16 protein-coding genes are annotated in these 14,502 nt (G+C 53.4%); 3 read left to right on the top strand and 13 right to left on the bottom strand.

Annotated features, from left to right (window positions below):
- Positions 1-3: 3 nt before the first annotated feature.
- Positions 4-969 carry a p-hydroxybenzoic acid efflux pump subunit AaeA gene (gene aaeA / locus OI69_RS04410; protein ID WP_052198302.1) on the top strand — a complete coding sequence of 322 codons (966 nt, stop codon included), beginning with the start codon at positions 4-6 and terminating at the stop codon, positions 967-969.
- Positions 970-980: 11 nt separating this feature from the next.
- Positions 981-2,969, top strand: a complete 1,989-nt coding sequence (gene aaeB, locus OI69_RS04405; RefSeq protein ID WP_039346661.1) for a p-hydroxybenzoic acid efflux pump subunit AaeB — start codon at positions 981-983, stop codon at positions 2,967-2,969.
- Between the two features lie 159 nt (positions 2,970-3,128).
- On the opposite strand, the gene yjgA is transcribed toward aaeB, so the two are convergent.
- Positions 3,129-3,680: a ribosome biogenesis factor YjgA gene (gene yjgA / locus OI69_RS04400; protein WP_039346658.1), complete on the bottom strand. Its 552-nt coding sequence runs from the start codon at positions 3,678-3,680 to the stop codon at positions 3,129-3,131.
- Positions 3,681-3,961: 281 nt separating this feature from the next.
- Between yjgA and pmbA the strand changes: the two genes are divergently transcribed.
- Entirely contained in the window at positions 3,962-5,302 is a 1,341-nt protein-coding gene (gene pmbA / locus OI69_RS04395; protein WP_039346656.1) for a metalloprotease PmbA, read from the top strand.
- Between the two features lie 64 nt (positions 5,303-5,366).
- Here pmbA and rnk read toward each other — a convergent pair whose 3' ends face one another.
- The 12 genes from rnk to OI69_RS04335 all read right to left on the bottom strand — a co-directional run bounded on the left by rnk (position 5,367) and on the right by OI69_RS04335 (position 14,152).
- Positions 5,367-5,777, bottom strand: coding sequence for a nucleoside diphosphate kinase regulator (gene rnk, locus OI69_RS04390; protein WP_039346654.1), 411 nt, complete (start codon positions 5,775-5,777; stop codon positions 5,367-5,369).
- A gap of 162 nt (positions 5,778-5,939) precedes the next feature.
- Complete coding sequence (npr, locus tag OI69_RS04385) at positions 5,940-6,212, bottom strand: PTS phosphocarrier protein NPr (protein ID WP_039346652.1); 273 nt, start codon at positions 6,210-6,212, stop codon at positions 5,940-5,942.
- A 31-nt stretch (positions 6,213-6,243) separates the two neighbouring features.
- Positions 6,244-7,101, bottom strand: a complete 858-nt coding sequence (gene rapZ, locus OI69_RS04380) for an RNase adapter RapZ (protein WP_010296630.1) — start codon at positions 7,099-7,101, stop codon at positions 6,244-6,246.
- 164 nt (positions 7,102-7,265) lie between these two features.
- A complete protein-coding gene (gene ptsN / locus OI69_RS04375; protein ID WP_039346650.1) occupies positions 7,266-7,739 on the bottom strand; it encodes a PTS IIA-like nitrogen regulatory protein PtsN in 474 nt (157 codons plus the stop codon).
- Positions 7,740-7,835: 96 nt separating this feature from the next.
- Positions 7,836-8,123 carry a ribosome hibernation promoting factor gene (gene hpf / locus OI69_RS04370; protein ID WP_039346648.1) on the bottom strand — a complete coding sequence of 96 codons (288 nt, stop codon included), beginning with the start codon at positions 8,121-8,123 and terminating at the stop codon, positions 7,836-7,838.
- 23 nt (positions 8,124-8,146) lie between these two features.
- Positions 8,147-9,580, bottom strand: a complete 1,434-nt coding sequence (rpoN, locus tag OI69_RS04365) for an RNA polymerase factor sigma-54 (protein WP_039346646.1) — start codon at positions 9,578-9,580, stop codon at positions 8,147-8,149.
- Between the two features lie 49 nt (positions 9,581-9,629).
- Positions 9,630-10,355 carry an LPS export ABC transporter ATP-binding protein gene (gene lptB, locus OI69_RS04360; protein WP_039346644.1) on the bottom strand — a complete coding sequence of 242 codons (726 nt, stop codon included), beginning with the start codon at positions 10,353-10,355 and terminating at the stop codon, positions 9,630-9,632.
- 3 nt (positions 10,356-10,358) lie between these two features.
- Positions 10,359-10,925: a lipopolysaccharide ABC transporter substrate-binding protein LptA gene (gene lptA / locus OI69_RS04355; protein ID WP_039346642.1), complete on the bottom strand. Its 567-nt coding sequence runs from the start codon at positions 10,923-10,925 to the stop codon at positions 10,359-10,361.
- Positions 10,906-11,472 carry an LPS export ABC transporter periplasmic protein LptC gene (lptC, locus tag OI69_RS04350; RefSeq protein WP_039346640.1) on the bottom strand — a complete coding sequence of 189 codons (567 nt, stop codon included), beginning with the start codon at positions 11,470-11,472 and terminating at the stop codon, positions 10,906-10,908. Before lptC ends, lptA begins: the two co-directional genes overlap by 20 nt.
- Complete coding sequence (gene kdsC, locus OI69_RS04345; RefSeq protein WP_039346639.1) at positions 11,469-12,035, bottom strand: 3-deoxy-manno-octulosonate-8-phosphatase KdsC; 567 nt, start codon at positions 12,033-12,035, stop codon at positions 11,469-11,471. Before kdsC ends, lptC begins: the two co-directional genes overlap by 4 nt.
- 19 nt (positions 12,036-12,054) lie before the next feature.
- The gene (gene kdsD, locus OI69_RS04340) at positions 12,055-13,110 is read right to left on the bottom strand and encodes an arabinose-5-phosphate isomerase KdsD (protein WP_039346638.1); all 1,056 of its coding nucleotides are present in this window, start codon (positions 13,108-13,110) and stop codon (positions 12,055-12,057) included.
- A 76-nt stretch (positions 13,111-13,186) separates the two neighbouring features.
- Positions 13,187-14,152: a calcium/sodium antiporter gene (locus OI69_RS04335; RefSeq protein ID WP_039346637.1), complete on the bottom strand. Its 966-nt coding sequence runs from the start codon at positions 14,150-14,152 to the stop codon at positions 13,187-13,189.
- Positions 14,153-14,502: the final 350 nt, after the last annotated feature.

The raw sequence follows: 14,502 nt of genomic DNA, 5'->3' as shown, positions 1-14,502 counted from the left end.
TCTGTGAACACTTTCTTTTCAACCCTGTTTAGACGACAGACCGTGTTGATCAAAAAACTGAGCCGCGTGGTCATCACGCTGGTGATTGTGCTGTGTGCGATAGTAGCGATTTTTCGCGTCTGGGCGTTTTATACCGAATCGCCCTGGACGCGTGATGCCAAATTTACAGCAGATGTCGTGGCGATTGCGCCGGATGTGAGCGGATTATTGAGCGAGGTTCGCGTCACGGACAATCAACTGGTGAACAAAGGCGATGTGCTGTTTGTCATTGACCAACCGCGCTACCATCAGGCCGTAGCGCAGGCGGAAGCGGATGTCGCCTACTATCAGGCGCTGGTGACGGAAAAACGTCGGGAGTCAGGGCGTCGTGCGCGTCTGGGTGTGAACGCGATGTCGCAGGAAAATATCGATCAGTCCAGTAATGCGCTGGAAACCGCTACGCACCAGCTTGCTAAAGCGCAGGCGGTGTTATCACTGGCAAAACTAGAATTGGAACGCACCGTGGTGCGTGCGCCTGCTGACGGCTGGGTGACGAATCTACATGTGCAGAGCGGGGAGTTCATTGAGCGCGGTAATACGGCAGTGGCGCTGGTGAAGAAAGATTCGTTTTACCTGCTCGCATACATGGAAGAGACTAAACTCGAACGGGTTCGACGCGGTTATCGCGCCGAAATTACCCCGCTGGGCAGCGAAAAGCTATTTTACGGTACGGTGGATAGCGTGGCGGCTGGGGTGAATAACAATAGTAACAGCGCGAACAGTAAAGGCCTGGCTAACGTAGATTCCAATTTGGAGTGGGTGCGGCTGGCGCAGCGCGTGCCGGTAAAAATCCGTCTCGATCGTCAAATGGGCGATCTCTACCCGGCGGGAACCACAGCGACGGTAGTGATCACGGGCGAGCAAGTCAATAATGACAAAAAGCCGTCGCCGCTGATTCGCCTCCTCTATCGCCTGCGTGAGTTTGGCTAAGCGAGTCGATGATGAAAACCCCGTCGTTGACAGGATCGATGTTCTTTACGACACCCACATTTGCGCGCTTTCGCTTCGCGTTCAAACTGAGTTTTGCGATCGTGCTGTCGCTCTTTTTGGGTTTCCATCTCCAGTTGGAAACCCCACGTTGGTCGGTGCTGACCGCGGCGATTGTCGCTGCCGGTCCAGCCTTCGCCGCTGGCGGCGAACCGTTTTCTGGTGCGATCCGTCATCGTGGTATTTTGCGCATTATCGGCACCTTTATTGGTTGTATTGGTGCGCTTGTCATCATTATCGCCACTATTCGCGCACCTGTGGTGATGTTGATGCTGTGCTGTATTTGGGCCGGCTTTTGCACCTGGGTTTCCTCGCTGATTAAAGTCGAAAATGCCTATGTGTTTGGGCTGGCGGGTTATACCGCGCTGATTATTATTGTGTCGACGCAGGGAACGCCGCTGCTGACGCCGCAGTTTGCTGTGGAGCGCTGTAGTGAGATCGTGCTGGGCATTTTCTGCGCCATTTTGGCGGATTTGCTGTTTTCGCCACGTTCGATCAAGCAGGACGTTGACCGCAGTATTGGCGAACTGCTGGTAGGTCAATATCGGTTACTGCAACTCAGCATGAGCGGGGCGGAGAAAGCGGCAATAGACGCGGCATGGCACGCGCTGGTGCGTAAAACGACGGCGTTAAACGGCATGCGCAGTAGCCTGATGCTGGAGTCCTCACGCTGGCAGAACAGCAATCGCCGCCTGACTTCACTGCACACGCAATCGCTCACGATGATTACCCAGGCATGTGAAACTTATCTGATGTTGCAGGATGCCTCGCCTCCGGTAAAAAGCAGCCTGACACGGGTGTTGGATCAGCCTGTTGAGTCGTTTCGCGATGTGCATTGCCGTGTGAAGGCATTGCGCCACCTGATGGCGGCTGACAGCCGCGATGTGCCGCCTACGCTGGTGAGTTGGGTGGGGGCGGCAACACGCTATCTGCTGCTGGCGAAGGGCGTACAGACCAACGGGCGTATCACGACGATTGAAGCCGATGTGCTGAACAGCGACGTGGAAATTAAAGCGCCTTCCGCTGAAACCCATCATGCCATGATCAACGGGCTGCGCACTGGTGTGGCGACGGCGCTGGGTTGCCTGTTTTGGCTGAGCACCGGCTGGACCTCTGGCAGCGTGTGTATGGTGATGATTGCGGTGGTGACGTCGCTTGCCATGCGTTTGCCGAACCCGCAGATGATGGCGAAGGATTTTCTTTTCGGAACGATCTACGCACTGCCGCTGGGCGCGCTGATGTTCATGTTTATCATGCCGTCAACGCAGCAAAGTATGCTGCTGTTGTGCCTGAGTCTGGGGGCAATGGCGTTTTTTCTCGGTATCGAAGTGCAGAAGCGTCGGCTCGGTTCGTTGGGCGCGTTGGCCAGCACCATCAATATTCTGGTGCTGGATAACCCGATGACGTTCAATATCAGCACGTTTCTGGACAGCGCGATCGGCCAGATCATCGGCTGTTTTCTGGCGCTGATGGTGATCCTGCTGATCCGGGATAATTCCAGGGCGCATACGGGAAGAACGCTATTGAACCGTTTCGTCTATGGTGCGGTCTCGGCGCTGACGACCAACACGGCGCGGAGAAAGGAAAACCATCTGCCTGCGCTGTATCAACAACTTTTTCTGCTATTGAATCGTTTCCCAGACGATATTGCCAAGTATCGTCTGGCGCTGTGGCTGATTATTATGCACCAACGCCTGAGAACGCTGGAGATTCCGCAAAATGCGGCGCTGTCTGCCTTTCATCGCCAGATTCGTGCGACGGCAGAACAGGTGATGTTGGCCCGGCGCGACACGACGCGCAGCCGCTATTTCGCACGACTGCTGGATGAACTTGAACACTATCAACAGATGCTGACAGAACAGCATTTGCCCCCGAGCGTGACGGCACCTGTGGGACGACTGAGCGGGATTCTGCGCGAGTATCGACATGCGCTGAGCAACTAATGTTGCGGGGATAGACAGTACGGTCGGGACTTGTCTATATAGCGACTTTCATTCAGTCGTGTTTATTGTTGTTTTTCATATTCTATGGTGTCCATAACCACCATTTTGAGTAATAACACACGGGATGAATGAGGTCGACTCCGCATCCCGTGATGGTCATTAGTCTGTGGTTTCAGCCAGTTCGCGCAGATACTGGAAGATCTGGCGTGCCGATTTCGGCGGTTTGTTCGCGGCTTTCTCTTTCTGCGCGTTGCGCACCAGAGAACGCAGTTGCTGACGGTCAGCATGCGGATACAGCGCCAGCACATCGGGAACCACGTCGTCACCCTCGGCGATTAAGCGGTCACGTAGCTGTTCCAGCTTGTGGAACAACGCCACCTGCTGATTATGTCGGTTGTTCAGTTTATCCAGCGCGGTTTGGATCGGTTCGGGATCGCGGGCGCGTAGCAGCTTACCAATCAGTTGGAGCTGACGACGGCGACCTTCTCGTTTGATCCGCTGCGCCAGCTCTACCGCGGCACGCAGATCGTCATCCAGCGGGATCTTCTCTAGCGCGTTTTTGCCCAGATCAACCAGTTCTGCACCGAGATCTTTCAGTGCTTCGGCATCGCGCTTTATTTCGCTTTTACTGACCCAGATAATTTCATCATCTTCGTCTTCTTCTTGATTATCCGGGACGTCATTCAGCCAGTCTTCGGGTTTTTGTTTCATGGTTGGCTCCTAAAAAGTGTCCAGGAGCAATGCATAGCGGCTCCGGGATGGTGAACAGCGCGCCCACCAGAAAAAAGAGGCTGATACTAACAGGTTTGGGCTTTGTGCGAAATTGTCCGTAGATCCTGTTAGACTAGAACGCATTATGCTACACCTTTTTATGCTCGTCATACTTCATGTTGCATGCGCGTTGGCGACGTGAAGTATCTAGAGTATATCCCCGTTATTGTACGCATTACGGGGATGATGGTGAGCTTTCTTCCACTCATTATGGCAGAACAATGACGATAACTACTCAGGTTGCAGAGCAGCGTAAAGCGCTGGAACTCGCGGTTGCTCAGGCGTTGGAACTGGCGCGCGCTGGTTCTGATGCGGCAGAAGTCGCGGTGTCAAAAACGACGGGCATTAGCGTCAGTACCCGTTATGGTGACGTTGAAAATGTTGAATTCAATAGCGATGGGGCGCTGGGCATCACGGTTTATCATCAGCAGCGTAAGGGCAGCGCCTCGTCTACCGACCTCAGCCCCGATGCGATAGCCCGTACCGTACAGGCTGCGCTGGATATTGCTCGCTATACCTCTGTCGATCCGTTTGCTGGCCCGGCGGATCGCGATCTTCTGGCGTTCGACGCGCCGGATCTGGATCTGTTCCATCCGACTGAACTGGATGCGGATCGCGGTATTGAATTTGCGGCTCGCGCAGAACAGGCGGCGCTTCAGGCAGATAAGCGTATCACCAACACCGAAGGCGGCAGCTTTAACAGCCACTATGGCGTCAAGGTGTTTGGCAATAGCCACGGCCTGCTGAAAAGCTACTGTTCCAGCCGCCATTCTATGTCTAGCTGCGTGATTGCCGAAGTGAATGGCGACATGGAGCGGGATTATGCCTATACCGTTGGTCGTGCGCTGGATGATTTACGCAGCCCTGAGTGGGTGGGTGAAGAGTGCGCGCGCCGTACCCTTTCTCGCCTGTCACCGCGTAAATTACCGACGATGCAGGCACCCGTGATGTTCTCTGCGGAAGTCGCGACAGGCCTGTTTGGTCATCTGGTTGGTGCCATCAGCGGCGGCAGCGTTTATCGTAAATCGACCTTCCTGCTGGATAAGCTGGGTCAGCAGATTCTGCCGGAGTGGCTGACGATTGAGGAACAGCCGCATCTGCTGAGAGGGCTGGCCTCTACGCCGTTCGATAGCGAAGGGGTGAGAACGCAGGCGCGTGAAATCGTGAAGGCGGGCGTGTTGCAGACCTGGCTGATGACGAGCTACTCCGCGCGTAAGCTGGGGATGCAGAGCACCGGCCACGCGGGTGGCATTCACAACTGGCGGATTGCCGGCCAGGGTCTGGATTTCAACGGCATGCTGAAACAGATGGGCAAGGGCCTGCTGGTGACCGAACTGATGGGGCAAGGCGTGAGCGGCGTGACGGGGGATTATTCCCGTGGGGCATCCGGTTTCTGGGTTGAAAACGGTGAGATTCAGTATCCGGTCAGCGAGATTACGATTGCGGGCAACCTGAAAGACATGCTGCGGAATATTGTGACGGTGGGGAATGACATTGAAACCCGGAGCAATATTCAGTGTGGTTCCGTGCTGCTGCCTGACATGAAGATCGCAGGGGAATAAGCCTGTTTTTTGCGCATAACCGTCGCCGTCGGCAGTGCCCGACGGCTGTTACTCTATCTCTGGCTTAGCGGTGGTATTCGCCAGCGGCTTCAGGTTGATAGAGTATTTCTACTACTTCAATTCGTGTTTCTTCACCACTTGGCAACTGCCAGTCGATAGCATTTCCCACATGCATTCCCAATAGTGCCGCGCCCAGCGGAGCCATCACCGACAGCGGTTCCTGACTGTCTTTCACCGCAGCCGGATAAACCAGCGTGCGGATGTGCTCTTCGTTGGTATTCAGATCGCGGAAGCGCACCCGACTATTCATGGTGACGACATGTGAGGGAATCGAGGCCGGAGGCAGAATTTCCGCTCGATCCAGCTCCTCATTCAATGCCTGTGCGATAGCGCTGTCTGCAAAGGCGGGCTGCTCCAATAACATATCCAGACGTTCTGCATCCAATTCACTGATGGTCAGGTTAGGTTTCGTCATACTCCTCTCCAGTTGGTATTTTCAGATGATATAAAAATAACCCCCCGCGCCCAAAGGAACGGGGGGTATAAGAAAATATTATGATTTATGTCGGTAGATAGTAGGAGGTTCGGCAAGGAAAGTGAAGCACTACGCTATACACATAGCCCGCTAAGAAAATCGCTAGTCTTCGTCAAACCCGGCTTCGAACAGTTCGATGACGGCGGCAAGCGCCTGCGCTTCATCCGGGCCTGTGGCTTCGACCTCAATGAGTCGTCCTTTGGCCGAGTCCAGCATTAGCATGGCAATCACGCTGCTGGCTTCGGCTTCGGTGCCGCTGTCATTACGCAGTATCACTTCCGCATCAAAGCTCTGCACCAGCTCGAATAATTTCATGGCTGGGCGAGCATGCATGCCCAGCTTGTTTTTAATTTCAACCGTTTGCCTGACTGTCATAGGTTCCCTGACTGTACTGGTTTGCCGACGATTATGAGGGCTTACGTTTTTCCAGCGTACGGTGGCGTGACTGGACGTTCTTACCGCGTGAGCGGAAGTAGTCAGCCAACTGTTCGGCGACATACACGGAACGGTGTTTACCGCCCGTACAGCCAATGGCGACAGTCAGATAGCTACGATTATTGGTTTCCAGCATCGGTAGCCACAGTTCCAGATAGCTACGGGTCTGGTAGATGAAGTTGTGAACTTCGGTATGTCTGTCGAGGAATGAGGCGACGGGTTTATCCAGACCGGTCATCGGGCGCAGTTTCGGATCCCAGTGGGGGTTTGGCAGGAAGCGCACATCAAAGACGTAATCTGCATCGATAGGAATACCATGCTTGAAGCCGAATGATTCGAACACCATCGTGAGTTCGCGCTCCCGCTTGCCGAGCAGTCGGGTACGCAGCATTTCGGCCAATTCGTGTACTGACATCTCTGAGGTGTCGATAATCAGATCGGCGCGTGAACGCAGCGGCTCCAGCAGGTCGCTTTCTTCATCAATCGCGCTTTCCAACGACAGATTCTTGCTCGACAGCGGGTGCAGACGACGGGTATCGCTATAGCGACGGATTAGCGTATTGCGATCGGCATCCAGAAACAGCAGTTGAGGCGAGAAGCTGGGTGGCAGTTGCTCCATGGCATGCTCGAAGATCTCTGGCGATTCTGGCATATTGCGTACGTCAATGCTGACCGCAGCGGAAATGTTACGCGCCGCAAGCGTATTCGCCAGCTCTGGCAGTAAAACCACTGGGAGGTTATCTACGCAGTAGAACCCCATATCTTCCAGTGCGCGCAGGGCGACAGATTTTCCTGAACCTGAGCGACCACTGACAATCATCAGCACCATCTGACGACTCCCCTCTGGCAACGTGATGGCGAATTTTCATTGCCACTGTTTTTATAAAAATGATGTATAGCTAAAAAAATGACGGCTTAGCACACAGATTGCAAGCATTCTCTCATGCCATCGACAATCGTCCGTCATCGTGAATGTGACCATCATTATTCGGTTTAATCGGCTTCCGTCATAATCTGGTACAGCTCTTCATCGCTTTGCGCCGCACGCAGGCGTCGGCAAACCGTTTTATCCGCCAGTCGCTTGGCAACCAGCGACAGAGTATGTAAATGGGTTTTACATTGTTCAGCCGGAACCAGCAAGGCAAAAAGCAGATCAACGGCCTGATTATCAATGGCATCGAAAGCGATAGGTTGCTCTAACTGGATGAAGACACCGACGGCGCCTAACGCATTGTCGTCTTCCAGCTTACCGTGAGGAATAGCAATGCCGCCGCCGATTCCCGTGCTGCCCATCCGCTCCCGGGTCAGGATGGCATCAAAGATAATCTGCGAGGGAATATTAAGCTGCCTGGCGGCCAGCTCGCTGATAATTTCCAATGCCCGTTTCTTACTCTGGCAGTGGACGGTGCTTCGGGTGCACTCGGGACGTAATACGGTACTGAGTTGCAATACGGGATCGTGGCTCATTTTATTTTCACTTAATGACACTTTCACTTCTGGTGATCTCGACCTGCCCGATGGGCGGGTCGAGTTTGTTCTTTTGCCAAACGGCAAAGGAGAAAATTAGTGTTGTTTGAGTTTATCTTTGTGTTTATTGAGCTGCCGCGCCAGCTTATCGATCAATAAATCTATCGCGGCGTACATATCTTCCGCGTCTGAGGTTGCATGCAGTTCTCCACCATTAACGTGGAGCGTGGCCTCGGCAATTTGCTGAACTTTTTCCACTCTCAATACCACATTGACCTGATTAATCCGGTCAAAATACTGCTCTAATTTGGCAAACTTGCCATTCACAAAATCACGCAGTGGTTCAGTGATCTCGATGTGGTGTCCGGTAATGTTGAGCTGCATCGCGTCTTCCTTCTCTGTTGAGATCAAATCAGTTGTTTACGCTGATTTGATGGTGGGATAGATAAAGACTCTCGGTATTTGGCCACGGTACGGCGCGCCACGATGATGCCCTGCTCGGAAAGCAGCGCCGTCAGTTTGCTGTCGCTTAGTGGCTTCGCAGGGTTTTCCGCTGCAATAAGTTTCTTCACCAACGCACGAATTGCTGTTGATGAGGCTTCTCCACCGCTATCGGTATTAACGTGGCTGGAGAAAAAATATTTTAGCTCAAAAATGCCGCGCGGGCTGTGCAGGAACTTCTGTGTTGTCACGCGTGAGATGGTGGATTCATGCATTTCCACGGCCTGCGCGATATCTGCCAGCACCATCGGCTTCATGAATTCTTCACCGTGCTCGAAGAAATCCTGCTGCTGTTCGACAATGCAGCGGGTCACTTTCAGCAGCGTGTCGTTGCGACTCTCCAGGCTTTTGATGAGCCAGCGTGCTTCTTGCAGATTGCTACGGATAAATTGCCCGTCGCTGTCGTTGCGTGTGCTGTTACCCAGCGCCGCATACTGCTGGTTAATCTGTAAACGAGGAACGCTGTCGGTATTCAGTTCAACGACCCAGACACCCTGAACTTTACGGACCAGTACATCGGGAATGACGTATTCGGATTCGCCGGTGTTGATCGACTGCCCTGGACGTGGGTCGAGCGATTGAATAAGCGCCAGCGCTTCTTTCAGCACCTCTTCTTTCAGCCGCGTCACACGGATTAAACTGCGGAAATCATGGTTGGCTAACAGATCGAGATGATCGCTGACGATCAGGCGTGCTTCGGCAAGGCGAGGCGTGCTGTCGGCGAACTGGGAAAGCTGTACCAGTAGGCAATCGCGCAAATCGCGTGCGGCGACGCCAACGGGATCAAAGCGCTGCACGCGTTTGAGTACGGCTTCGACCTCTTCCAGCGTCACATCGTCGTCACCGATGCTGTCAAGGATGTCTTGCAGCGGCACGGTCAGGTAACCGGTGTTGTCCACCGCATCGACGATAGAGGTTGCGATAGCCGCGTCGGTGTCTGAAAACGGCGTCAGTTCCACCTGCCACATCAGGTAATCCTGAAGCGTTTGCGTGGTTTCGCCTTGATAAATCGGCAGTTCTTCATCGCGATAGTCGGTGCCGGTGCCCGACGGTGTGCCTGCGGAGTAAATCTCATCCCAGGTGGCGTCGAGCGGTAATTCTTCCGGCATGTCCCTTTGCTCAAGGGCTTCGCCGGTATCTAATGAATCGCTGTCTGTCTTTTCAAATGACTCGATTTCGTCGTGCTGATCCGTTTGTTCAAGCAACGGATTGCTTTCCAGCGCCAGTTGAATCTCCTGTTGCAATTCAAGCGTGGACAGTTGCAACAGACGAATCGCCTGCTGGAGCTGTGGAGTCATGGCCAGTTGCTGGCTAAGCCTGAGTTGCAAACCTTGCTTCATAAATCGCGCTAACGTCCCATAAGTACTGCAAAGAGAAAATATTACCCTATCAGAGTCGGAAGCCTTCGCCCAGATAGACGCGTTTCACCTGTTCATCGGCCAGAATATCGGTCGGTGAACCATGGGCGATCAGGTTACCCTGACTCACGATGTAGGCTCGTTCACACACATCAAGCGTTTCGCGCACGTTATGATCGGTAATCAACACGCCAAGCCCGCTGTCACGCAGATGCTCAATGATTTTTTTAATATCCAGTACGGAGATCGGGTCTACGCCCGCAAACGGTTCATCCAGCAGGATGAACTTCGGGTTTGCCGCCAGCGCACGCGCAATCTCTACGCGGCGTCTTTCCCCGCCGGACAGCGATTGTCCCAGACTATCGCGCAAATGAATAATATGGAATTCTTCCATCAGTTCATTGGCGCGATCTTCCTGCTGTTCGGTCGTCAGATCTTTACGGATCTGTAACACCGCCATCAGGTTGTCATAAACGCTTAAGCGACGAAAAATGGAGGCTTCCTGCGGCAGGTAACCGATGCCGCGTAGCGCGCGTTCGTGCAGAGGAAGCAGGCTGATGTCGTCGCCGTCGATGACGATGCGGCCTTCATCGCGTGGGACGATCCCCACCACCATGTAGAACGTGGTGGTTTTTCCCGCCCCGTTAGGGCCAAGCAGGCCAACAATTTCACCAGAATTGACGGTAAGGCTGACGTTTTCCACGACCTTGCGGCCTTTATACGCCTTGGCCAGATTTTCTGCGGTTAAAGTTGCCATAGCTTATTCAGTGACCTGTGGTTGCTGGGAACGAGAAGGCTGGCTTTTGTTCTCTTTTTCCTGAAGCTGAGAGGGAACTAACACCGTCGTCACGCGTTTCCCTTTGTCGCTGGTCGCTTCCATTTGCTGCTGTTTCACCAGATAAGTGATGCGATCGCCTTTAACATTGCTATCCTGCTGTTCCAGATAGGCATCCCCCGTCAGCACCAGAAAGTCTTTAGCCAGCTCATAGCGGATTTTCTGCGCGTGGCCTTTTACCGGTTTGCCGTTATCCTGCATCTGGTAAAACGTCACGGGGTTACCATAACCTTCTACCACTTCGCTGCCTTGCGCGCCCTGTGGACGCGTCACGACGACCTTGTCGGCTTTCACTTCAATCGTTCCTTGCTTCACGACAACATTGCCAGTGAACGTCACCGTGTTGCCCTGCATGTCCAAAGATTGCTGGGCTGAATCAATGTGAATAGGTTGATTGCTATCGCCAGTAACGGCGAAGGCGGAAACGCTGACGGCGAACAGCGAGCTGGCGATCAGGGTGTTACGCATCAGGTTATTGGTTTTGGATTTCATAAGAGGTTTTTACCTTTTCGATCAACTCGGCCGTTTTGTTACGCAGATTCCCGCGCATTTTCATTCCGCTTGAGGTAAAGCTGGTGCCGGACAGGGTAACTTCATCATCGGAAGAGACATCCTGCGTGACCAGATTCACCTGGGCATTATTCGTGGTGATGCGCTGGAGCTGTGCGTCTTTCGTCAGGCTATTCACCTCGACGTTGCCGTACAGATAGAGCATCTTGTCTTTTGTCAGCTTGGCGCGATCGGCACGGACTGACCAGGTTGCCGTACCCTGTTCGTTGAACAGCGTGGCAACGGGCGCCGTAAACCAACTCAACTGCTCGTCGTTGAAATACTCCGCTTTTTCCGAAATTAGTCTGTAACTCAGCTTGCCCGCAGGGCTGTACACCTGCGTGTTGGTCTTTTCACTGGTATAGACTGGTACGGTGGGATCGTTTGCATCCGGCACCGCTACCGTGTCGTCATCCGCAATAGTCCAACCGATCAGGATAAGCACTAACAGTGCCAGAAAAGCGGTCAGCCAACGCCTGGTTTTACTCATATTGACAGCCCTTTGGCATGCTCTAGCTTGTCCTGCGAGAACAGAATCAAATCACACAGTTCACGTACTGCGCCACGGCCTCCCGCAAGGCGGGTGACATAATCTGCGCGTGGTAACAGCAGAGGGTGCGCATCTGCTACAGCAACGCTTAACCCAACCTGTGCCATCACTGGCCAGTCAATCATGTCGTCGCCGATATACGCGACCTGATTCGCCGTTACTGACAGTTTATCTAACAGATCGTTGAAGGCCAAAACCTTATCGGATTGCCCCTGATAAAGATGGTTTATACCCAGGGTTTTACACCGATCTTCCAGCAGTTTTGCGGAGCGCCCGGTAATAATGGCGACATCAATATCGGACGTCAGCAAGCAGCGAATGCCATAGCCGTCGCGAACGTTAAAGGCTTTCAGCTCTTCGCCGTGGTTACCCATATAAATCAGGCCATCGGACATCACGCCGTCAACGTCGCAGATTAACAGACGAATTTCACGGGCTTTATCCAGTACCTGTTGGTCGACAGGCCCATAGCAGGTATCGGTTTGTGCCCTGACTTCACTCATTCACAATTATCCTTTCTTTTTAAACCACGCCAGCCCGTAACATATCGTGCATATGGACGATGCCGACCAGACGATCGTTTTCCGCCACCAATACCGAGGTGATGTGGCGCGTCTGCATCAGGTTAAGCGCATCTACCGCCAGCGTTTGCGGCGTAACCCGGATGCCGCCTGCGGTCATCACATCAGCAATGCGCGCGCTGTTCAAGTCAATATTCATGTCGAAGATGCGGCGCAGGTCACCATCGGTAAAGATGCCCTGAATTTTCATATCCGCTTCGCAGATTACCGTCATACCCAGATTTTTGCGCGTAATTTCCACCAGCGCGTCACGCAGTGAGGCATCATGTGGGACATGAGGGATCTCATCGCCCGCATGCATGATATCGCTCACACGCAGTAAAAGTTTGCGACCGAGTGCGCCGCCGGGATGAGAAAGCGCGAAGTCTTCAGCGGTAAAACCACGCGCCTGTAGCAACGCCACGGCCAGCGCGTCGCCCATGACCAGTGTCGCGGTGGTGCTGGTGGTGGGAGCCAGACCCAGCGGGCAGGCTTCCTGCGGAACATGGACGCACAGGTGAATATCCGCCGCTTTACCCATCGTGCTTTCTGGTGTGCCGGTCATGCAGATCAGGAACACTTTCTGACGCTTCAACACCGGAATCAGCGAGAGGATTTCATGGGATTCGCCGGAGTTGGAGATAGCGATCACGATATCGTGCGGCGTCACCATGCCGAGGTCGCCGTGGCTGGCTTCTCCCGGATGGACAAAAAAAGCGGGTGTACCGGTACTGGCGAAGGTCGCGGCCATTTTGCAGCCGATGTGACCGGATTTGCCCATCCCCATCACGATCACTTTACCCTGGCAGTGGAATATCTTCTGGCAGGCGAGGGTAAAGTTGTCGTCAATGTACTGATCTAATTGCGCCAGTCCATCGCGTTCGATACTCAGTACCTGCTTGCCCGCCTGCTGGAAGTCAAAATCCGGCTGGAGGCTATGGTTGGCTTGTGGTGCCTGTTCGGATAGTGCACGGTCAGACTGCTGTTTTGGGTGAGCGTCTTGTTCAAACTGTGACATACCAATAGTCCTGATTATGATGAAAAACGGAACCTATTCTTGGGAAAAACACAATGTCTTATGAAAAACACATGCCTTATGAAAAACAGAACAGCACCGTCAGGTAGGCAATAAACGTGCAGCATAATAATGCGCCTGCGCCCTGTCCGATACGGCGTTTTTTGCTGAGGCACAACGCGGTTAACAGCACGCTTGCCACCAGCATGACCCAATAGTCGCGTTGAAAAACCTGAGGATTCAGTGCGCCCGGCGAGAGCAGCGCGGGGATGCCCAGAACAATCGCGATATTAAAAATGTTCGAGCCAATCAGGTTGCCCAGTGCGATATCATCTTCTTTCTTCAACGTCCCGACGATGGCGGTAGCCAGTTCAGGCAGGCTGGTGCCGATCGCCAATATCGTCAGCCCGATGGTCAATTCACTGACGTCGAAATAGCGTGCAATCACGGTGGCGTTATCCACCACCATACGGGCAGCCATAGGCAAAATAATCATGCCGAGAATCAGCCACAGCACGGCGACCATTTGATTGCTGTCGTCCTGCGGAAGTTCCGCCAGTTGTTCACGCGTCAGACTATCGCCGCCTTCCCGCTGGGTCTGTTGCACCATACGGAGTATCAACGCCAGACACAGAATGGCGGCAGCGAGCAGTAGCACTCCGTCGGCCCGGCTCAGGTAACTATCATGCAGTAAAACGCCACACAATAAAGTGACGGACAACATGAGCGGTAATTCCCGCCGCAATAGGGCCGAATGTACGGTGAGCGGGCGGATGAGTGCCGCGCTGCCGAGAATGAGTAAGATATTAGCGATATTAGAGCCGAGTACATTACCGACGGCCATATCGTTTTGGTGGTTTAGCGCGGCAGTAACAGAAACGATCAACTCAGGTAGCGACGTGCCGAAGCCAACAATGGTGATGCCGATGACGAACGGAGGTAGGCCGAGAGAACGCGCAAGCACGGCGGCGCCATAAACAAGACGATCGGCACCGTAAACCAGTAATAGCAAACCAACGAACAAGAGTAGTGTTGCAAACAGCATGCAGCGTCCTTTAATAGGATATATACCCGTCATACTTCAAGCTGCATGTGTGTTGGCAATACTCGGCTCATCTCTGAGCCTTGCCTTGGCAGGCCGCCGCAAGCAGCGTTCAAACCTGCCTCTGGCCGATTTGTTACTCACCCGAATCACTTACTTGAGTAAGTTCATCGGGATTGCCTCGCTTGCCGCCTTCCTGCAACTCGAATTATTTAGTGTATAATCACCAGCTTGTTGTCGAATAAGTCAGGATTTTTGGACGAATTTCGCGCAAAAAGCGTTTTCTGTGATGAGTGCTAATTCTGACGGTGTCGGGCGAAAAAGTAAAACCTGTCGCGATAAGTAAAATCCGG

This window comes from Pectobacterium fontis, assembly GCF_000803215.1.
In the GTDB taxonomy this organism is placed as follows: Bacteria; Pseudomonadota; Gammaproteobacteria; order Enterobacterales; family Enterobacteriaceae; genus Pectobacterium; species Pectobacterium fontis.
The sequence above is the reverse complement of the archived record's forward strand: the minus strand, read 5'-3'. Positions and strand labels throughout refer to the sequence as shown.